Source organism: Snodgrassella alvi (genome assembly GCF_040741455.2).
Taxonomy (GTDB): Bacteria; Pseudomonadota; Gammaproteobacteria; order Burkholderiales; family Neisseriaceae; genus Snodgrassella; species Snodgrassella alvi_E.
On the sequence record NZ_CP160328.2, the window covers coordinates 505,107 to 525,650 of the forward strand.

Genomic DNA, 20,544 nt, shown 5'->3' on the forward strand with positions numbered 1-20,544 from the left:
TTTTATATCGATCCTTATTTCAACGGCAGATACGATAAGGTTCATCCATGACGACAAAATCTTTTTCTTCAAGAGCTTCAGCAATCCACTCAGCCACCGCTTCGGTAGTACATATAGTTTCTATGTAATGGTTCAGAATGTTTGAAACAGGTATCTGATATCCTTTCAATCTCAAGCACATCGGAGCATAAAATGCATCTGCAATGCTAAAATCACCAAACAGATACGGGCTTTCAGATTCTGCAAGCAAAGATGATAAATGATTATCTAAAAAATTGATTTCATCTCTGAGTGTTGGAAAATCACGAAGTTTTATCTGTCCGATTTCAGGTAAGACTGCCTCAATATTCATGGCTAAATGCTGGCGTATATGACTATAACCACTGTGCATTTTGGCCGTTACGCTTCTTGCTTTTGCGCGAATTTTATAATTTTGAGGCCATAAAGGAAGTTGAGGATGCCGTTCGGCCAGATATTCGCAGATAGCAAGAGAATCGCTTATCACCAGTTCATTATCTGATAAAATCGGTACCGTACCATAAGGATTCAATGGCAAAATGGTTTGTTTGAACTTTGAATCGGCATCGAAGTTGTCAAAACGCACCATTATTTCTGTAAAATCTATCTGAAAATGTTTCATCACTAGCCAAGGTCGCATAGACCAAGTTGAATAATTTTTATTACCGATATAAAGAGAATAGCTCATCGCTTATGTTTTCCTTATAGAAAAATTTTTGTCAAAATAATTAATTTATTTACCTATTTTTTCTACTATATTAGAACATTTATACCATAAACAATGAAAGCCGAATCTTTCACCCTAATGCATAAATTCGGTACAATAAGAACTCAAATTTATTAGTCTTTACAACAGTCACACATACATGCTCAGCTATCGTCATGCATTTCACGCCGGTAATCATGCCGACATTCTAAAACATTATTGTCTGATATCAGTTCTAGAATATTTCAAGCTTAAAGACAAAGCATATTGCTATATAGACACCCATGCTGGAGCAGGTCTATACAGCCTGAACAGCAAAGAGGCTCAAAAAGTAGGCGAATACCGTGAGGGAATTAAAAGAATTTTAGATGAAGAAAATCTGGATGCCAGTCTGCAAACTTTCCGTGAAGTAGTTATAGCCAGCCTACCAGATACAAAAAATTATTATTGTGGTTCACCATGGCTTGCACAGGCAGTGGCTCGCGAACAAGATCGTCTGAGACTGTTTGAATTACATCCAACAGATGCAGAATTATTACGAAGTAATATGCGCAATATAAAATTGCCCAACCGAGCTCAGGTCTTTTGTGATGATGGATTCAAGGGTTTATTGTCAATGCTGCCGCCACCCAGCCGTCGCGCAGTAGTATTAATCGATCCACCCTATGAAGTAAAACAAGATTATCAGCAGGTTGTGGATACACTTAAAGCTGCAATAAAAAAATTTTCTAACGGCTGTTATATGGTTTGGTATCCTTGTCTGAGCAGCGTAGAAAGCCAGAAGTTGCCTATAAAACTGCAAAAACTTGTTCCAGATAACTTTGTACAAGCAGAACTTCACGTTAAATCCCCGCAGCCAGACGGTTTTGGTATGCATGGCAGTGGAATGTTTATTATTAATCCGCCTTACACCCTGCCTCAGCAATTAGCAGAAGTTTTACCAGCATTAACCCAGCTACTGGCACAGGATAACAGTGCCCAGTTTGTTTTACAGTCTCACATTGCCTGAAAATCATCTGCTTATCAGTCAAGCAAACAAGGCTACTGTATAATGGCCTAGAATTTTAAAAGGGAGTATTTGCATGTCCGTTTTACTGTCTGATTATTTGTATCAGCAACAACAAAACTATGCAGTCACACCATTATTACCTGAAGTTATCACCAGCATCAGCAATGCGTGTCTACTCATCAACCGCGAAATCCGCTTAGGTGCACTGGATAATATATTGGGTAGTGCCCATACTGGCAATATTCAGGGCGAGGAGCAGAAAAAGCTGGATGTACTGTCCAACCGGATAATGATTGACACATTGTCTTCCAATCCAGCTATCGCCGGTCTGGCCAGTGAAGAAGAAGATTCCTTTGTAAGTGCTAATAGCGATGGTCAATTTCTGGTTCTCTTTGACCCACTTGATGGCAGCTCCAATATTGATGTCAATATTTCCATCGGTACCATATTTTCGGTGCTGGCAAAACCCTCTGGTGCCCTGACTACCGAAAGCTTTTTACAGTGCGGCCGTCAGCAGCTGGCCAGCGGCTATGTTCTGTATGGTCCACAGACCATACTGGTACTGACGCTGAAACATGGCATCGCCATGTTTACCCTGAATGAACAAAACCAGTTTCAGCTGACACAGGAAAATCCGCAAATACCAGCCACTACAGCGGAATTTGCTATCAATATGTCCAATCAGCGACACTGGCAGCCGGCAATGCAGAAATACATAGCCGAACTGCTAGCTGGTAAAACCGGCAACCGCGGTAAAGACTATAATATGCGTTGGGTTGCATCCATGGTAGCGGAAGTGCATCGTATTCTAATGCGCGGCGGTATCTTTACTTACCCGCAGGATAATCGTAATCCTGACAAGCCAGGCAAGCTGAGATTAATGTATGAAGCTAATCCCATGAGTCTGTTAATTGAACAGGCACAGGGTGCGGCCACTGATACCAAACAAAATATTCTTGATATCCAGCCATATGGACTACACCAGCGAGTTGCTGTCGTACTTGGTAGCAAAGAAGAAGTGGATTACGTCACTGCCATGCATCAAGCAAATTAACCATTGCAGCTAAAAGCTGCAACTTTTTGTTTCACTCCCGTCTGGAGATTTCCATGATTAAATTAACTACCAATTTCGGCGTTATCGGCATCGAATTAGACCATGACAAAGCACCGAAAACCGCAGCCAACTTCGAACGCTATGTACGTGAAGGTTTCTATGATGGCACCATTTTTCACCGTGTAATCGATGGTTTCATGATACAAGGTGGCGGTTTCGACAAAGACATGCAACAAAAACCTACACATGAACCAATTGAGAATGAAGCGAATAATGGCCTGAAAAATGACCAATATACCATCGCTATGGCACGCACCATGCAGCCTCACTCAGCCAGCGCACAATTTTTTATCAATGTAAAAGACAATGACTTCCTGAATCACACCAAACCTGATTTACACGGCTGGGGTTATGCCGTATTCGGTAAAGTGGTTGAAGGACAGGATGTAGTTGATAAAATCAAAAGTGTTAAAACTGGTAATCATGGCGGCCATCAGGATGTACCAGTAGAAAATGTAGTAATTGAAAAAGCTGAAATTGTTTAATCAGCACAACAAAAAAGCAGCCATGACCGGCTGCTTTTTTAATATAGATATGCGTATAAAATTATAGAATTAAAATTTTGAACGCACAAAAATACCCAATCTTTCAACAGACAGGGTATTTTATTTTTACCTATTTATTGTAGCGGTTTCATATTCATTACTTCCATAAGGAAGTTTGTAAAAGCCGGATTGGCTGGTTTAGAACGCATTACCGGCCAACGCTGCTGCCAGCCAGACAAAGCATTCTGTATATAGGCCTTGGATTGTGCAGTATCAATTGTACCCTGCTGACTTTCCACTGCACTACGCAAATAAATGGCAAACATGTCATCGTCTACCATATTATGTCCTACCTGAGCCAAACGAAACTGATCCAGCAATTGTGCGGCCTGCACTTTGGTTATGCTACCCTGTGAAACCTGAAAACTTAAACGGGTAGCCTCATCGCGAATTTTGGCTACATCAGACCAGTGGCTGCTGGCCAGATGATACTCATTATTTACCGCAGTGCCGTCAACTACCTGTACCGGTTTGACTTCTTTATTTGCCTGCTTCGCGGATAAAGGTACATCTACAGATGAACAACCACCTAAAAAGGCTGCTAAGACACATAATGCTAATGTTTTTTTCATCATTTGTTTACTCAACGTATATTGCTTAAAACAAAAATAAAAGCTAGCTAGCTTGAGCGTGTGGCTGTACATGATATCAGAAAAGAAGGTGTAAGCGACGCCTTTTGCTTCTCCAATGGTAAAGTTCCGAATATATACACATGCTGGCCTTTACATTTACACAGTTTATAAACAGATTTAAATAACTGATTTTTTTATGGATTTATAGAATTAAATCACTAAAAATTATTTCCTTCAATTTTATTAATTAATACAATATTTGTTTCATAAATAAATACATCGTCTATTTCTGATTTATGAACTAAACAAGAACCAACATGTTTTTTTATGTATATAACCATTCTCTTTTTAAGAATGAATATTATCGAATAATTTATAATCAATATAAGGATGGATAATTGACACAGGTGCCATATATCATTTCCCCCAAAATTATGAATCTTAACTGAAGCAATGACATATAATTTATTTTTATAGTCTTTAGTTTCTATAATACGAATACATAAACAAACATCGAGATGATGATCCCTTATTGTTAAGGTAAGTGTATCCTTTTGTTTTTCAATAATTGTAAAAAAATGGACTTTACTGCCAATGTCCAGCTCTGTTTCTTCCAATTTATTGAATCTATTAATTGGGTTGATTCCGACTCTTTTTCCCAAAAAATCCCTTATTTTAAAAAGCCCTGCCAACCATTTTGGTTGGCGGGAGATCATCAATTGATAAGCTTCGTAGGCAGTGACATTTTTGCAGCTTTCTTGAGACTGGTAGCTTAAATAATCAACCTTTTCGTCTACTAATGTTATGTTACTCAATAAACCATTGAGTCTTTCAAAAGAAAGCTTTTGTTTTTTTCATAAGCCAATCAATTTTTTATATTGCTTTTGTTTCATAATTTAGTCAAAAAATATACTTTTATTTAAAATATTTGTACCACAGCCTAGACTGCATAAAAAAACCGAACCATTTTTCTGGTTCGGTCACAATCATACATAGAGTTAAAATTTAGGCTAAATCTGCGAACAATGGTGTAGAAAGATAGCGTTCACCATAAGAAGGAATCAATACCACAATTAGTTTGTTTTTGTTTTCCGGTCTAGCTGCCAGTTGCAAGCCAGCCCATACCGCTGCACCAGATGAAATTCCCACTAAAATACCTTCTTTGGAAGCCATTGCACGAGCAGTATCAAAACAAACATCATTCGGAACCTGAATAATGCCATCATAAACATGGGTATTGAGGATTTTAGGTACAAAACCGGCACCAATACCCTGTATCGGATGTGGTCCTTTGCAGCCACCAGACAATACTGCAGAAGCTTCTGGTTCTACAGCATATACTTCAACTTCAGGTTTTTTTTCTTTTAAAACTTCGCCTACGCCGGTGATAGTACCACCCGTACCAACACCAGCAACAAAAATATCTACTTTACCATCAGTATCGTGCCAAATTTCCTGTGCAGTAGTTTCACGATGAATTTCTGGATTTGCCGGATTTTCAAACTGCTGTGGCATAAAATATTTCTGCGGATCTGAATCTACAAAAGCCTGTGCACGTGCAATCGCGCCTGACATGCCTTCTGCTCCGGGTGTCAATACCAGTTCTGCACCGTATGCACGCAATAGCATGCGCCGCTCCTTACTCATGGTTTCCGGCATAGTAATAATTAATTTATATCCACGTGCGGCACATACCATTGCCAGTCCAATACCGGTATTACCACTGGTTGGTTCCACAATCACCGTATCAGAATGAATTTTACCCGCCTTTTCTGCCGCATCAATCATGCTAGCTGCAATTCTGTCCTTGACACTGTTGCCGGGATTAAAAAATTCCAGTTTAACCACCACTTTGCCCGGTAAACCGGCACTCAGACGGTTGAGTTGTACCAGCGGGGTGTTACCAATCAGGTCAGTGATGCTAGAGGCGATATTCATTGTCTATCCTTTGTTATGAGAAGCTGCATTGATTATCATCATAGATTAAAACCACTATCAACCTAAATAATTTATCTGTGGGTTAATACAATTAATATTTATATAGGCGGTGATAAAGGGAATGTCTGCTGAAATATGATTTTTTCTGATTATTGCCATAGAATGAGGTGATTAATTATAGCAGTAAGCCACTGAATAATTCATATAATTTCTTAGTTGATGGCTAATTTAAGTAATCCAGCAGTCAAAGCTTAAAGTTAAATTTTTATCGCCATTTAAAAAAAGGACTACCTTTACGGTAGTCCTTTTTTAAGCCACTGATAAAATGCCGTTATTAGGCATCTACCTTGGCTGCTACATCTACATAATCCTGAATTTCATTAAAGTTCATATAGCGATAAATTTCGATGCCTTTATCATTAATAATGGCAATATTTTCGCGATATTCATCGATGTTCGGGATATGTCCGAGTTTAGAGCAAATTGCCGCCAGCTCTGCTGAGCTCAGATAAACTTGCGTATTCTTACCTAATCGGTTTGGAAAGTTACGAGTCGAAGTGGAAACTACAGTAGAACCTTCACGTGCCTGCGCCTGATTGCCCATACACAAAGAACAGCCAGGCATTTCCATCCGCGCACCTACTCGACCCAAGATACCATAATAGCCTTCATCAGAAAGTTCTTTGGCATCCATTTTGGTCGGAGGAGCCACCCACAGACGTACAGGTAAATCTGTTTTACCGTCTAACAAAGTAGAAGCTGCACGATAATGACCAATATTAGTCATGCAGGAACCAATAAATACTTCATCAATATGTGTACCTGCTACATCAGACAAAGTTTTTACATCATCAGGGTCGTTCGGGCAGGCTAGAATCGGCTCTTTGATTTCATCCATATTGATATCAATAATGGCAGCGTATTCTGCATCCGCATCGGCTTCGAGTAATTTCGGTTCAGCCAACCATTGTTCCATTTTCTGAATACGGCGTTTCAGCGTACGGGCATCCTGATAGCCATCGGCAATCATATTTTTTAAGAGCACTATATTGGATTTCAAATATTCTTCAATCGGCTCTTTATGCAGTTTCACTGTACAGCCGGCAGCAGACCGTTCCGCAGAAGCATCAGTCAGTTCGAATGCTTGCTCTACTTTCAAATCCGGCAAACCTTCAATTTCCAGAATACGACCGGAGAAAATATTCTTCTTACCTGCTTTAGCTACGGTGAGAAGTCCTTCTTTTATAGCCTGCAAAGGAATGGCATTTACCAAATCTCGCAGGGTGATACCCGGCTGCATTTTACCGGAGAAGCGTACCAATACGGATTCAGGCATATCCAATGGCATCACGCCAGTAGCCGCAGCAAATGCTACCAAACCAGATCCAGCAGGAAAAGAAATACCCAGAGGGAAACGTGTGTGTGAATCACCGCCAGTACCCACCATATCCGGCAACAGCATCCGGTTTAGCCATGAGTGAATAATTCCGTCACCAGGACGCAAAGCCACACCGCCACGGGAAGACATAAATACTGGCAATTCCTTGTGGGTTTTGACATCCACTGGTTTAGGATAGGCTGCGGTATGACAGAAAGATTGCATCACCAAATCAGCACTAAAGCCAAGACAAGCCAAGTCTTTCAGTTCGTCTCGTGTCATCGGGCCGGTAGTATCCTGCGAACCAACAGTAGTCATTCGTGGTTCACAATAGGTACCCGGACGAATACCCTGTCCTTCCGGCAAGCCGCAGGCACGGCCAACCATTTTTTGTGCCAGACTAAATCCAGCTGTGCTCGGTGCAGGAGCCTGTGGTAAACGAAATACTTCAGAATGTCCCAGACTTAATGCGTCACGAGCTTTTGCAGTCAGACCGCGGCCAATTATCAGATTAATGCGGCCACCAGCCTGTACTTCATCTAGAATAACCTGAGATTTGAGCTCAAATTCGGCGACAGTTTCGCCATTTTTGATAATTTTTCCTTCATAAGGCAGAATATCCACTACATCGCCCATGTCGAGTTTGGATACATCTACTTCAATCGGTAACGCACCTGAATCTTCCTGTGTATTAAAGAAAATTGGCGCAATTTTGCCACCTAAACATACTCCACCAAACCGTTTATTCGGTACATACGGAATATCTTGACCGGTATGCCAGATTACAGAATTAGTAGCTGATTTACGTGATGAGCCAGTACCTACAACATCACCAACGTAAGCCACAAGATTACCCTTGGCTTTCAACTCAGCTAATTGTTGAATCGGGCCTACTTCACCTGGTTTATCTGGATGTATGCCTTCACGTGGATTTTTAAGCATAGCCAGTGCATGTAGCGGAATATCCGGCCGGCTCCATGCATCCGGTGCCGGTGACAAATCGTCAGTATTGGTTTCACCAACTACTTTGAATACGGTAACAGTGATTTTTTCCGGTACTTTTTCACGAGAAGTAAACCATTCAGCATTAGCCCATGACTCTATTACTTCTTTTGCATACCGGTTACCGGCTCGCATTTTTTCTTCCACGTCGTGGAAAGCATCAAACATCAGCAAAGTATGTTTTAAAGCATTTGCCGCAGTAGCCGCCAACTCTTCATAATCCAGAAACTCAATCAGAGGCTGAACGTTGTAACCACCCAACATGGTACCCAGTAGCTCTACCGCAAACACGGGCGTGATTAATGGACTACTTACGGTTTTCTCCGCAATAGCACCCAGAAAAGATGCTTTGACCTTAGAAGCATCATCTACACCAGGCGGCACTCGATGTGACAGTAAATCAACCAGAAATTTTTCTTCCCCTTTGGGAGGATTTTTTAGTAATTCAACCAACTCTTCTGTTTGCTTCGCTGTTAGCGGCAGAGGCGGAATACCCAGTGCTTCACGTTCAGCGGCGGCTGCGCGGTAGGCTTCTAACATCTTGAACATCCTTAATGTAATGGTTTTTTAAGTTTTTCTTGTAGATTTATTATGCATTACTGCTGCAATAATATGAATGATAACCGAAAACAGGGGCGATTGAAACAATTTGTAGTGTGATGTAGTCAATATTAGAAAATGTAAAGATTAAAATAAAAGCAGCCCGTTACAGGCTGCTATAGAGTAATAAAAATGAATACAATCATGGTGATTTCACATTGATTACACCATTTTAATATTTCAAACTTTCTGAAAAATCTTAGAAACGATTTCTCTTCTTACCACTGGCATTTTTGCGCAAGCTTGAGCCCGCCTGACTATACTGGCTGCGACCGGTAGGATTTTGCAAAGCCGGCTGATTTAGTCTGGCCTGCTCATAAATCGGCATAACTTCCGGCAGCATTTTTTTCAGAGAGCTAATGCGTGCATTATTGCTCGGATGGGTAGACAAAAGGCTAGTACCATTATTATTGCCCAAAACCTTATTCATTTTCTCCCATACTGTTATGGCAGCATTGGGGTTGTAGCCCGCCTGTGCCATTAGCCTCAGACCGCCTGCATCTGCCTGAGATTCCTGATAACGGGAAAAAGGTAAAGTCAGGCCATATTGACTTAGCACATCTTTATACACACCGACATTATCTGCATTGGCACCGGTTTTAGATTGCACCACTGCACTGCCTACTTCCAATGCCACGCTAGTCAAAATTTGCTGGCCAGCAGCTTTTTTACTGTGCTCCTGCAATGCATGTGTCATTTCATGCCCAATAATCGCAGCAATTTCATCATCGGTTAAATTCAGACGATCAACAATGCCTGTATACACCACCATTTTACCGCCTGGCATGGCAAAAGCATTTGCTTCATCACTACGGATAACATTAAGCTGCCAGTCAAAAGGAACTCCAGTAGTGTTTGCTTGATTGGCGTAAGGTACCAGTCGTTGAAATACATTGCGTACCCTTCTGGCAACAGGTGTGTTGGTTTCAATCACCCCTTCTGCTTTAGCCTTACCTATCATCTGAGTATAGCTTTTGGCCGCACTGCTATTAAGAGTTTGGGTGTCATAGCCCATCACATCAGCCACCTGCGCACATCCACTTACAGCTATAAGCATGGCAGCCAGTGTAATTAGTTTAGATTGCCGTCTGATTGAATACATGATTTATCCACGGTAATACAACTGGTTGAAAAAATATCACTTTTTAATGTCCTACATTCAGTAATAAATGTAAAAAATGGTTTTATTATATGGTGTTTATTTAATTTTAAAACCACTCTTATAACATGTACGCATAACAACACTTATGCGTATAAAATAAAAACAAAGATAAATGGCTCAGATTATCCATCAAAATTAATAATATTCAGCAAATTATTAGTAACATCCGTCTTTGCAACAGAACAAATATAACAAAATGATTAGAGCCAGCTTTTTTATACTTGTGTCGCGGTTTTACACCAATATTTGCACGCGGCACCACAAAGGCTACAATGCTATTGATTACCACAGAGATGATGTAAATTACGTGAAAATCCTTATTTTAGGCTGTGGACAAGTAGGTTCGACCATTGCCAGCAATCTGGCCAGAATGCCCAATAATGATGTCACTATTATTGACGTCAATGAAACTGCTTTACAGAAAATCAATCAGCGACTAGACGTACAAACCATTGTCGGCAACGGCGCGTGGCCGTCTGTCTTGTCTACAGCCGGTGCTCAGGATGCTGACATGATTCTGGCTCTGACCCAAAATGATGAAACCAATATGGCTGCCTGCCGAATTGCTTATGCGCTTTTCAATACGCCAAATCGTATTGCCAGAGTACGCTACAGTGATTTCGTTGAATTTGAAACAGGCAACAATCAATACAAAACCAGTTTAGACTTATTTAACATCACCGAAGCCATTAGCCCTGAACAACTTGTAACCGAACAGATAGTTAATTTGCTACTGCATTCTAGTGCCTTACAAATCCTGCGATTTGCCAACGACAAAATCCGTTTACTTGTCATCCGCGCTCAAAATGGTGGTATGCTGATTAATCAACCTATTAGTGCACTGAAACAGCATTTGGAAGAAGGCGTGGATTGCCAAATTTGCGCTATCTACCGCAATAACAGATTGCTGGTTCCCACTGGCAGCACTATCCTGCAGGAAGGTGATGAAGTTTTTGTTTTAACGCCAACTGCTTATTTGGAAAACATTATGCGCGAACTACGCCCAGTTACCAAGCGGACACGTCGCATTATGATTGCCGGTGGTGGCAATATTGGCTACCGCGTGGCTAAACAGCTGGAAGCTAGATTAGATATTAAAATTATCGAACGCAAACAAAATCGTGCAGAATGGCTTGCTGAAAACCTCAACAATTCGCTGGTTCTGGTAGGAAATGCTTCGGATGAAAGCCTACTGGAAAACGAATATATTGATGAAATCGATGTATTTTGTGCACTGACCAACGATGATGAAAATAATATCATGTCGGCCATGTTGGCAAAAAACCTCGGTGCCAAACGCGTGATGGCCATTATCAATCGTTCCAGTTACGTGGATTTATTGCAGGGCAGTGCTATCGATATTGTAATTTCACCGCATCTGATTACTATTGGTTCTATTCTGACTCATGTACATTTGGGCGATATCATGGCAGTGTATCCATTACGCCGCGGTTCGGCAGAAGCCATTGAAGTTGTATTGCACGGTGACCGCCATACTTCTAAACTTATCGGCCGCACCATGTTCCAATTACGTTTGCCCGCGGGGTGTTATTTTGGCGCGGTAGTACGTAACGAAAATATCACTATGTACCATCAGGATACAGTACTAGAAGATGGAGACCATGTAATCTTTTTCGTGGCTCGACGCAAAGCGGTGCAGGATCTAGAAAAATTGATTCAGGTTAAACTGGGCTTTTTTGCATAGGCAGCATGTTATGAGCCATTTCAGCAACCGCTTTACTGTGCATCATAAGGCATCAGGTTTCGTCAACAAAATTGCGCCCACCGCTCATATTGTGGCCAAAACCGGTTTTTTATTCTCATTATTGCTACTGGCACCGACGGTAGTCTCATTACTGTACATGGATCATGTGTTTTCAGCATTTGCAGTTACGGCTGCTATTAGCATGAGTGTGTGTGCGCTGACTTGGCTGCTGACGATGCGCTATAACCGTGAGCTGCGACCGCGTGATGGCTATACATTGGTCTTCATGCTGTGGATTGGCTTTGCCCTGATTGCCTGCCTACCCTTTTATATCTACTTGCCCGGACTGGGTTTTACTAATGCCTATTTTGAAGCCATTTCCGGTCTCACCACCACAGGTGCCACCATCATCACCAGTCTGGATACACTTGCCCCGTCACTAAATTTCTGGCGTCATATGCTCAACTGGCTGGGCGGCATGGGGATTATTGTGCTGGCCGTAGCCGTCATGCCGATGCTAGGCGTAGGCGGAACTCAATTATTTAAAGCAGAAATACCGGGTGTAAACAAAGACAGCAAAATGGCACCACGTATTTCAGAAACGGCCAAACGCTTATGGAGCGTTTATGTATTATTTACCTTTGTTACATTGCTGGCCTTACGTCTGGCCGGCATGAGCTGGTTTGATGCGGTTTGTCACGCCATGTCAGCTTTTTCCCTTGGTGGTTTCTCTACACACGACAACAGCATTTCCTATTTTAATTCTGTACCGATTGAAATTATTCTTAGCATTGCTACCATACTAGGTGCTATTAATTTCACTAATCATTTTAATGCGCTACAAAAAAAATCATTACGTTATTACTGGCGTGATGAAGAAGTCCGTGTACTATTATTTGTTTTGTTGTTCAGCATCATTGGCATCAGCTTGTATTTGTGGTGGCACAGTTTTTATTCGCTAGGTGAAGCATTTCGATACACGGCTTTCAATTTAATATCTATCGGGCTGGCAAATGGCTATTCCGATACTGATTTTGCCAAATGGCCATTAATCGCCTCCTTATGGATGTTTTTTCTGGCCAACATACTTTCTAACGGCGGATCAGCCGGCGGTGGTATTAAAACAGTGCGTGCGCTTGTACTCTTTAAATTCAGTTTGCGCGAAATGTTGCTGATGCTGCATCCCAATGCGGTAAGTATGGTTAAAATTAACGGCAGCCATATTCCCGACCGGCGGGCTTTAACAGTGATGGCCTTTGTGTTTGTGTACGTAATCACCATTATATTATTCAGCTTTGCCTTGATGATGAGTGGAATGGATTTTCTGTCTGCCCTGACAGCCGCAATCAGCTGTATCACCAATGCTGGCCCTGGGCTGGGTACTGTGGGTCCAGCCAATAACTTTGCTTTTCTTTCAGACCTTCAGAAGTGGTTATGCATCATCATCATGCTGCTCGGACGTCTGGAAATATTTACCGTCTTTATCTTGTTTACCCCTGCTTACTGGAAAAAATAAAATACAACTTGAGAAAATTTGAAGGAAAAAAATTGATTAAACACTTAAAGATGCTAAAAGCAAAACTGACTAACCAACAGCATCTCATTTCCGGCACTTTGCTGCTCCTTACCGCATGCAGCAACCAGCACGAAGTCGCGCTCCAGCCCATCAACAAAAACAGTGGTCAAGCCATCCTGCCGGGTACGCAAGCCACTGAAGCACCGGACAAAGTCATCAGCAGTTTTCAGCAATATCAAAATGCTCTTAAAGCAGCCAAAAATGGCGATGATATTTTACCGGCTCAGTTTCTGGCTCATCAGCCAGACAGCGCCATGAGCAATAGCATACGCAATAGTTGGTTACAGCAGTTAGGTAAACGTGGCAACTGGACAGTATTCCGCCAGCAATATGATTTTCTGGATAAAAATTTCCGCGATATGGAAACACGGTGCTATGCCGCACAAGCAGGCATAGATAATGACAATGAGTTATTAGCCAGTTTGAGCATGGAATCTGGCAATCTGCCATTAGGATGCAATCGCTGGCTTGAACAGGCTGCTGCACGCCAACAAATTAGTGCCCAAAATGGGTGGCGACGTGTACGCAACCTGTTGGCACTGAATCAAATTACTAATGCACGTAATTTAGCTCAAGCTTTAGGCAGTCCCTTACCAGATCCGTTGGGCAGCAGCACCGGTGGAAGTCAGGGCGCACAAGAAGCTTTACTGTATCAAGTTATCAATAAGGATAATCGTAACAAAGACAGTGCCGCTAGCACCCTAGAGCAACTATCAGCCAGTCTCACCAAAGAACAAATTGGCTTCGGCTGGGCGCAATTGGGCTTGGCTCAAGCAAATAGTCTCAATTCTGCTAAAGCTCTGAATTATTTTGACCGAGCCACCCCATCACAGATGAATAACGAAATGTGGGAATGGTATGCTCGCTCAGCACTGCGTCTGCAGCGCTGGCAAAAACTTAATAGCATCATCCTCAGCATGCCAACAGCGCTACAGCAGCAAGTTACATGGCAATATTGGCTGGCTCGCAGTTACCGCTCATTGGGGCAAAATAGTCAGGCGAACGCCATATTCCAAAAAACAGCTCAACGCGGACATAATTTTTATGCGTTGCTAGCTAAAGAAGCTTTGGGCAGCAAAGCCAACACCAGTAGCACTGTGGGCAAAAGCAGCCAGCAAGTTCAGAACAGAATAGCAGCTGACGGTAATATCCACCGTGCGCTTACATTATTTAAAACCGCACAAGCAGAAAATAACTGGCCAATGCGCCGACTGGCTCAGCAAGAATGGCGTTATGCTACACGTAACTTCAACGACGACACCCAAATCGCAGCTGCCACCCTTGCAGAAAACAATGGTTTTTATGAAATGGGAATTTACAGTGCAGATAAAGCGGATAACCTCCTCAACTACGAATTGCGTTATCCCGCGCCATTTAAAGAGCTGGCCGTACCATTTGCTCAAGAAGCCGGTATAGACCCTGCGTGGGTATATGGCTTAATCCGTCAGGAAAGCCGCTTTATGATCGGCGCCCGCTCCAACGTTGGTGCAACTGGCCTGATGCAAGTGATGCCGGCTACAGCCCGTGACATTGCCAGCCGGCTAGGTATGGATAGTAATGAGCTGTATACCATGCGCGGCAATATCCGTATGGGAACTTGGTATATGGGCAATGTACGCAAACAGTTTGGCGATGAAGTGCTCACCACCACCGGCTACAATGCCGGACCTAGCCGCGCTCGCCGATGGCAGGCAAATACACCTCTGGAAGGGGCCATTTATGCCGAAACTATTCCATTTGACGAAACCCGTACCTACGTCAAAAATGTTATGGCCAATACCACTTATTATGCCAACCTTTTTGGCGAACCGCGTACCACGCTGACAGAACGTATGGGTACCGTACCGGCACGGTAACCTGCTGGCACTTACCAGCCTTGCCAGCCTTAACCCGTACTTACTTTCCGCTACCTACAGATAATGCATAATTATCGTGTAAATTACTCAACCCTTGGGAAAGCAAATTATGTTGTTAGACCGCAAACGCTCCGCCGTATTAATGATTGATTTACAGACACGCTTGCTGCCAGCCATCAGCAACACCGATGAACTACTAAACAGCAATGTATGGCTGGCCGAATTGGCAAATGATATGGCCATTCCAACCATCATAAGCGAACACTGTGTCGATAAAATTGGCTCTACCCGTGAAGAAATCATTACCGCTGCGCCGCAGGCTAAAATTGTACAAAAACAAAGCTTTTCCGTATATTCTGCTGGTGTACTTACAGCTGATAATCTGCAAAATGCAAGCCAGATTGTCATATCCGGTATAGAAGCACATATCTGTGTATTACAAACAGCTCTGGACCTACATTCGCAAGGATATGAAGTATTTGTTGTAGCCGATGCCGTAGGTTCTCGCCGTCAACGTGATCTGGAGCTGGGTCTGTCTCGCATGCAGTCTAGTGGATGCAATATAGTTAGCCGAGAAATGATAGCATTTGAATGGCTAGGTTCAGCCAATAATCCACAATTTCGAGAAATTCACAAAAAATTCATTCGTTAATTTAGTGTGAGTCCTCACATTACCACTGCACCCTTAATAAAAAATGGGTGCAGTTTTATTTTCATCCTCAGCACAATATTACAAAATAAAAAGCTGAATCCGTATCACTCCTGATTCAGCTTCATTTAAAGGATAAAATATTTTATTTCAATTTTATGTAAACTAGCGTTAGCCTTCCCCATTAGTATCACTGCGGATAATTAAAAGCGGTAGATTAGTTTCACGCATCACTGTTTCAGCAAAACTACCCATAAGCAAATGCATTAGACCACTACGGCCATGTGTACCTAAAATAATTAGATCACTACTTTTTTCGTCAGCATAATCCACCAGCATCTGCGCCATTTCCTTTGCTCCTTTATTGGCGATCAGCAAATGGCGGTGCACTCTGTCCTGCGGCAATTGTTTCAAAGCCTTATTTACCGCATCGTCCAGAACAGTATTCCCTTCAGACAATGCAGCCGCTTCGTAACTTTCATGCTGCAGAAACTCAGGTGCCAACGCCATATACTCAGTTGGATTGGCCACATTTACCACCGTTAATTCTGCTTCTTCACTTTTAGCCAGACCAATAGCATGCTCCAGAGCATTTTCTGAAGTATGGCTGCCATCCACCGCCACAAGTAAATGTTTGTACATGAAACTCTCCTTATCGTTTTAGCAATTCGAATCATCAGGCAGATACAGTATAATACCACTACCTGCTAAAAACGGCTTTTCGGATTTTACTACGTGTCGCAGATGTTCCATTCCTCAGTAAATTATCAGCGCCGCTTCGGTGGTATTGCACGATTATACGGAGAAGACTCCTTACAACGATTCGCCTCTGCACATATATGCATTGTTGGTCTCGGTGGCGTTGGCTCATGGGCTGCAGAAGCATTGGCACGCAGTGGTATCGGCTCTCTTACACTGATCGATTTGGACAACGTAGCCGAATCCAACATCAACCGACAGCTGCCGGCTTTAATCAGCCTGATTGGCAAGCCAAAAGTAGAAGCACTGGCCGAACGCATTGCCGACATTAATCCCGATTGTCAGGTTAACTGCATTGAAGATTTCGTCGATGTTGACAATATTAGCCAGATATTCAAACAGCCCTTTGATTTTGTTATCGATGCCATTGATCAGGTGCGTGTCAAAGCAGCCATGGCTACTTACTTTATCGCACAGCACCAACCATTTATTGTTTCCGGCGGCGCCGGCGGACAGAAAAATGCTGCCCTAATTCAAAGTGCCGATTTAAGCCGTGTAACTAATGACCGCATGCTGGCCAGTATGCGTTATACCTTGCGCAAACGGCATGGTTTCAGTCGCCAGCCAGCAGACAAGATGCACATATCCTGCATTTATTCGAGCGAAAATATTACTCCGCCACAAGCAGGTAGCTGCCAGACAGAATCAAGCGCTCCACAGGGTCTTTCCTGCGCTGGATATGGTGCTTCCATGGTGGTCACTGCCAGTTTTGGACTGCGTTGTGCACAGGCGTGTCTTGATCATCTATGCAGACATACCTGAGCTCAAGCATGAATACCGTTAACCCAGCAGAACACACTGTTGCCATTTTATTCGGACAAGCTGTCACTGAAATTCCTCAGGATTTGTTTATCCCACCCGATGCATTGCAAGTAGTTTTGCAAAGCTTCGAGGGACCGCTGGATTTATTGTTATATTTGATCCGAAAACAAAATATCGACGTTCTCGATATTCCAATGCTCACCATAACCGAACAGTATCTCTCATACATTCAGCAGATGGAGCAGCATGAGCTGGATTTAACGGCTGAATATCTGCTAATGGCAGCGGTACTGATTGAAATCAAAACTCGCCTGCTCCTTCCTGCTCCACCGGCCGCGGAAGAAGAAATTACTGACCCGCGCGCAGAACTGGTTCGCCGCCTGCTTGCCTATGAACAGATGAAACTGGCCGCAGCCGGACTCGATGCCTTACCTCGTGCTGGACGAGATTTCGGCTGGGCATGGCTACCAGTAGAACTCATTGCCGTCACTCAGCCACCTCAGGTACAGGTGGCTGATTTAACCCGCGCATGGTTAGCGATTCTGGCGCGTTCACAGCACAATCGCAGCCATAATGTAATTAAAGAAACCCTGTCAGTACGTGCCCAGATGAGCAAGGTTTTGCGACACCTGCAAACTCGGCAGCAATGTTATTTCACCGAACTTTTCTGCCGTAATGATAGTTTGGCTTTGGTCGTTACCACATTCATTGCACTGCTGGAGCTCGCAAAAGAAGGTTTGGTGTACATTACTCAGCAACAAACAGATGATCCGATATCAATTAGAGCTGTCAGTAATGAATCTACTGACAATTAAGCGCCACATCAGAGACCAGTCACATAGTGACAAGTTTATTGAAAAACCCTAATATAAATAAATTTATATATCTGGATAAAGTCATGGCTGTCAACCCTACTATATTTAATACCGCTTTTAATACTTGTCTGGATTTACCTCATTGCCGTTGGCTAAAAATTTATGGTGAATGCACATCCGATGAACCTGTCATCTCTGTTGACTGGAGAGATGAACTGCTGGAAAACAAAGAAAGTGGCAATATCCATGGTGGTGTTATTACGACGCTAGTAGATATGGCTTCAGCCTGTACTCTTGCCTCCCAGTTCGAACGGTTTGAATCTATAGCAACACTAGATATGCGAATCGATTACCTGAAACAACCTGTACCCGGACAAGCTATTCACGCACGTGCACATTGTTACAAAACCGAAGGACAGATCGCCTATATACGTAGCCATTGCTATCAAGAAGATGAAACCCAACCCTTTGCGCTGGGCATGGCTACCTTTGTTCACAAACTAATATCCCTTTCAGAGCTACAGGTAACAGTGAAACAGCTCAAAAATGAGCGATCCGAATTAAAAAGAGCCACAATTAATTATGACGCAGAATTAAAAAGAAAGGCCCATGAGTTGATGCCCTACAGCAAAGCCATCAATCTAAAAATCGGTACAGATACCGAAAATAGACGCATATATTGTCTACCTTTTTCTCAAGACCATATAGGTGATTTTATACAGATGGCATTACATGGCGGCCTAATCGGTGGTTTTTTACAAAGCTGTATAAATTTACATCTGATGGAAGAGTTAAATCTTTCTTCACCAGCCCGAATTATTGACTATTCAACTGATTATTTACTGAGTGGCAGGCCAGAGGACAGTTATGCCCGATGTGAGATCATTCATGCAGGTAAGCGCATTTCACACGTCACCGCAACCATGTGGCAAAGCCGAATTGAAAAGCCTATAGCTTTTGCTCGGGCACAGATACAAATGCCTGTAGTTGAATAAAAAAATCAATTGTTTGTCCATTTCAGAAATTTTGTTACACAATTTCTGTAACAGCAATATTTTAGTGAGTTGACCCAGCGTTATGGCTATTGATACCAACCGCCCGCCGATTATCCAGTCTTTACTGGACACAGACCTGTATAAATTCACCATGCTTCAGGTAGTCCTGCACCAGTTTCCACAAGCTACTGGGGTTTATGAATTTCGCTGTCGCAATAACCATGAAACCGCTTACCCGCTTGGGGATATTCTGGAAGAGCTTGACTGGGAATTAGATCGTCTATGCCAGATGAAATTCAACGAAGATGAATTACTATATCTGCGGAGCCTACGCTTCATCAAAAGCGATTTTGTCGACTACATGGAGCTGTTTCAGTTAAAACGTCGGTTTATCAGTACCAGTATCGATAACAACCATTATCTTAATATCCGCATAGAAGGCCCGATCATACAGGCCATGTTTTTTGAGATATTTGTTTTGTCGATAGTCAATGAACTTTACTTCCGTCGTCTAGAAACTCCTGAAATAATTGCTGAAGGAAAACGTCGATTAAAAAATAAAGCTGAGCTGATACACCAATATGCTAATGAACAGCAACATTATGGCTCACCTTTTATCGTTTCCGATTTTGGTACTCGCCGGCGCTATCGTTATACATGGCAAAAACATGTGGTAAAAACCCTTCGCGAAGCCGCTCCCAACGTATTTCGCGGCACCAGCAATGTTCACATAGCCAAAGAATTTGGCCTAATACCTATTGGCACAATGGCACATGAATTCCTTCAGGCCTTTCAGGCGCTGGATGTACGTTTACGTGATTTCCAAAAAGCGGCTCTCGAAGCATGGGTACACGAATATCGCGGCGATTTAGGTATCGCTTTAACTGATGTAGTCGGCATGGATGCTTTCCTGCGCGATTTCGACCTATACTTTGCAAAGCTGTTTGATGGACTACGCCATGACAGCGGCGATCCGTATATCTGGGGTGAAAAAGCCTACAACCATTATCGGAAACTACGCATTGACACTCGTACCAAAATGTTAACATTCAGTGATGGGCTCGACTTACAGCGGGCGTGGGATCTATACGTCCATTTTAACAAACGCTTTAAAACCAGCTTCGGTATCGGTACTAACTTCACCTGTGACATGGGATTGACACCATTAAACATCGTATTAAAACTGGTAGAATGCAATGGCCAGTCTGTAGCCAAAATTTCTGATTCACCTGGCAAAACCATGTCTGATAACAGCACATTTCTGGCTTATTTGCGCCAAGTATTCGATATACCAGATATCAACAAATATTAAACAAAATAAAGCCAGTGTATTATTTCTGATAGCAACTCAGAAAGAAGAGTTACTTTTTTACCGGCTTTAAA

At 42.6% G+C, this 20,544-nt stretch carries 18 protein-coding genes; 11 read left to right on the forward strand and 7 right to left on the reverse strand.

Annotated elements, in window-relative coordinates; genetic code table 11:
* Positions 1-19: 19 nt before the first annotated feature.
* Positions 20-706: a glutathione S-transferase family protein gene (locus ABU615_RS02405; RefSeq protein WP_370389135.1), complete on the reverse strand. Its 687-nt coding sequence runs from the start codon at positions 704-706 to the stop codon at positions 20-22.
* Between the two features lie 178 nt (positions 707-884).
* Between ABU615_RS02405 and ABU615_RS02410 the strand changes: the two genes are divergently transcribed.
* From ABU615_RS02410 to ABU615_RS02420, 3 genes are all read left to right on the forward strand, one after another.
* Positions 885-1,733 (forward strand): 23S rRNA (adenine(2030)-N(6))-methyltransferase RlmJ, encoded by an 849-nt coding sequence (locus tag ABU615_RS02410; RefSeq protein ID WP_370389136.1) that lies wholly within the window; start codon positions 885-887, stop codon positions 1,731-1,733.
* A 73-nt stretch (positions 1,734-1,806) separates the two neighbouring features.
* Positions 1,807-2,787, forward strand: coding sequence for a class 1 fructose-bisphosphatase (locus ABU615_RS02415; RefSeq protein ID WP_267403342.1), 981 nt, complete (start codon positions 1,807-1,809; stop codon positions 2,785-2,787).
* Positions 2,788-2,840: 53 nt separating this feature from the next.
* Positions 2,841-3,332: a peptidylprolyl isomerase gene (locus tag ABU615_RS02420; RefSeq protein WP_267389994.1), complete on the forward strand. Its 492-nt coding sequence runs from the start codon at positions 2,841-2,843 to the stop codon at positions 3,330-3,332.
* A 134-nt stretch (positions 3,333-3,466) separates the two neighbouring features.
* On the opposite strand, the gene ABU615_RS02425 is transcribed toward ABU615_RS02420, so the two are convergent.
* The 5 genes from ABU615_RS02425 to ABU615_RS02445 form a co-directional block, all read right to left on the reverse strand.
* Positions 3,467-3,964 carry a prokaryotic membrane lipolipid attachment site family protein gene (locus ABU615_RS02425; RefSeq protein WP_370389137.1) on the reverse strand — a complete coding sequence of 166 codons (498 nt, stop codon included), beginning with the start codon at positions 3,962-3,964 and terminating at the stop codon, positions 3,467-3,469.
* 218 nt (positions 3,965-4,182) lie between these two features.
* Positions 4,183-4,779 carry a DUF2867 domain-containing protein gene (locus tag ABU615_RS02430; protein ID WP_370389138.1) on the reverse strand — a complete coding sequence of 199 codons (597 nt, stop codon included), beginning with the start codon at positions 4,777-4,779 and terminating at the stop codon, positions 4,183-4,185.
* A 190-nt stretch (positions 4,780-4,969) separates the two neighbouring features.
* The gene (gene cysK / locus ABU615_RS02435; RefSeq protein ID WP_100141505.1) at positions 4,970-5,902 is read right to left on the reverse strand and encodes a cysteine synthase A; all 933 of its coding nucleotides are present in this window, start codon (positions 5,900-5,902) and stop codon (positions 4,970-4,972) included.
* Between the two features lie 334 nt (positions 5,903-6,236).
* Positions 6,237-8,822 carry a bifunctional aconitate hydratase 2/2-methylisocitrate dehydratase gene (acnB, locus tag ABU615_RS02440; protein ID WP_370389139.1) on the reverse strand — a complete coding sequence of 862 codons (2,586 nt, stop codon included), beginning with the start codon at positions 8,820-8,822 and terminating at the stop codon, positions 6,237-6,239.
* 259 nt (positions 8,823-9,081) lie between these two features.
* Positions 9,082-9,984 carry a M48 family metallopeptidase gene (locus ABU615_RS02445; protein ID WP_370389140.1) on the reverse strand — a complete coding sequence of 301 codons (903 nt, stop codon included), beginning with the start codon at positions 9,982-9,984 and terminating at the stop codon, positions 9,082-9,084.
* 367 nt (positions 9,985-10,351) lie between these two features.
* On the opposite strand from ABU615_RS02445, the gene trkA reads away from it, so the two are divergent.
* The 4 genes from trkA to ABU615_RS02465 all read left to right on the forward strand — a co-directional run bounded on the left by trkA (position 10,352) and on the right by ABU615_RS02465 (position 15,833).
* Positions 10,352-11,749, forward strand: coding sequence for a Trk system potassium transporter TrkA (gene trkA / locus ABU615_RS02450; RefSeq protein WP_367487885.1), 1,398 nt, complete (start codon positions 10,352-10,354; stop codon positions 11,747-11,749).
* 10 nt (positions 11,750-11,759) lie between these two features.
* Positions 11,760-13,265, forward strand: coding sequence for a TrkH family potassium uptake protein (locus ABU615_RS02455; RefSeq protein WP_100152094.1), 1,506 nt, complete (start codon positions 11,760-11,762; stop codon positions 13,263-13,265).
* A 50-nt stretch (positions 13,266-13,315) separates the two neighbouring features.
* Positions 13,316-15,181: a transglycosylase SLT domain-containing protein gene (locus ABU615_RS02460; protein WP_370389340.1), complete on the forward strand. Its 1,866-nt coding sequence runs from the start codon at positions 13,316-13,318 to the stop codon at positions 15,179-15,181.
* A 109-nt stretch (positions 15,182-15,290) separates the two neighbouring features.
* Positions 15,291-15,833, forward strand: coding sequence for an isochorismatase family protein (locus ABU615_RS02465; RefSeq protein ID WP_370389141.1), 543 nt, complete (start codon positions 15,291-15,293; stop codon positions 15,831-15,833).
* 168 nt (positions 15,834-16,001) lie between these two features.
* Here the strand turns inward: ABU615_RS02465 and ABU615_RS02470 are convergent, their stop codons facing one another.
* On the reverse strand, positions 16,002-16,472 hold the full coding sequence (locus ABU615_RS02470; RefSeq protein ID WP_100141511.1) for a universal stress protein: 471 nt from the start codon (positions 16,470-16,472) through the stop codon (positions 16,002-16,004).
* Between the two features lie 102 nt (positions 16,473-16,574).
* Here ABU615_RS02470 and ABU615_RS02475 point away from each other — a divergent pair, with 102 nt between their 5' ends.
* The 4 genes from ABU615_RS02475 (at position 16,575) to pncB (ending at position 20,473) form a co-directional block, all read left to right on the forward strand.
* Complete coding sequence (locus ABU615_RS02475; RefSeq protein ID WP_367487862.1) at positions 16,575-17,351, forward strand: ThiF family adenylyltransferase; 777 nt, start codon at positions 16,575-16,577, stop codon at positions 17,349-17,351.
* Between the two features lie 8 nt (positions 17,352-17,359).
* Complete coding sequence (locus tag ABU615_RS02480; RefSeq protein WP_370389142.1) at positions 17,360-18,166, forward strand: ScpA family protein; 807 nt, start codon at positions 17,360-17,362, stop codon at positions 18,164-18,166.
* An 83-nt stretch (positions 18,167-18,249) separates the two neighbouring features.
* Entirely contained in the window at positions 18,250-19,161 is a 912-nt protein-coding gene (locus ABU615_RS02485; protein WP_367487859.1) for a PaaI family thioesterase, read from the forward strand.
* Positions 19,162-19,243: 82 nt separating this feature from the next.
* The gene (gene pncB, locus ABU615_RS02490) at positions 19,244-20,473 is read left to right on the forward strand and encodes a nicotinate phosphoribosyltransferase (RefSeq protein WP_100152100.1); all 1,230 of its coding nucleotides are present in this window, start codon (positions 19,244-19,246) and stop codon (positions 20,471-20,473) included.
* The last annotated feature ends 71 nt before the right edge of the window (positions 20,474-20,544 follow it).

Bases quoted from the DNA above. Each gene is read 5' to 3' on its own strand.
- ABU615_RS02475 (WP_367487862.1), top strand. From the start codon at position 16,575: ATGTTCCATTCCTCAGTAAATTATCAGCGCCGCTTCGGTGGTATTGCA.
- ABU615_RS02455 (WP_100152094.1), top strand. From the start codon at position 11,760: ATGAGCCATTTCAGCAACCGCTTTACTGTGCATCATAAGGCATCAGGT.
- ABU615_RS02470 (WP_100141511.1), bottom strand. From the start codon at position 16,472: ATGTACAAACATTTACTTGTGGCGGTGGATGGCAGCCATACTTCAGAA.
- acnB (WP_370389139.1), bottom strand. From the start codon at position 8,822: ATGTTAGAAGCCTACCGCGCAGCCGCCGCTGAACGTGAAGCACTGGGT.
- ABU615_RS02420 (WP_267389994.1), top strand. From the start codon at position 2,841: ATGATTAAATTAACTACCAATTTCGGCGTTATCGGCATCGAATTAGAC.
- ABU615_RS02425 (WP_370389137.1), bottom strand. From the start codon at position 3,964: ATGAAAAAAACATTAGCATTATGTGTCTTAGCAGCCTTTTTAGGTGGT.
- ABU615_RS02445 (WP_370389140.1), bottom strand. From the start codon at position 9,984: ATGTATTCAATCAGACGGCAATCTAAACTAATTACACTGGCTGCCATG.
- ABU615_RS02465 (WP_370389141.1), top strand. From the start codon at position 15,291: ATGTTGTTAGACCGCAAACGCTCCGCCGTATTAATGATTGATTTACAG.
- cysK (WP_100141505.1), bottom strand. From the start codon at position 5,902: ATGAATATCGCCTCTAGCATCACTGACCTGATTGGTAACACCCCGCTG.
- ABU615_RS02480 (WP_370389142.1), top strand. From the start codon at position 17,360: ATGAATACCGTTAACCCAGCAGAACACACTGTTGCCATTTTATTCGGA.
- ABU615_RS02410 (WP_370389136.1), top strand. From the start codon at position 885: ATGCTCAGCTATCGTCATGCATTTCACGCCGGTAATCATGCCGACATT.
- ABU615_RS02485 (WP_367487859.1), top strand. From the start codon at position 18,250: ATGGCTGTCAACCCTACTATATTTAATACCGCTTTTAATACTTGTCTG.
- ABU615_RS02460 (WP_370389340.1), top strand. From the start codon at position 13,316: ATGCTAAAAGCAAAACTGACTAACCAACAGCATCTCATTTCCGGCACT.
- pncB (WP_100152100.1), top strand. From the start codon at position 19,244: ATGGCTATTGATACCAACCGCCCGCCGATTATCCAGTCTTTACTGGAC.
- ABU615_RS02415 (WP_267403342.1), top strand. From the start codon at position 1,807: ATGTCCGTTTTACTGTCTGATTATTTGTATCAGCAACAACAAAACTAT.
- ABU615_RS02405 (WP_370389135.1), bottom strand. From the start codon at position 706: ATGAGCTATTCTCTTTATATCGGTAATAAAAATTATTCAACTTGGTCT.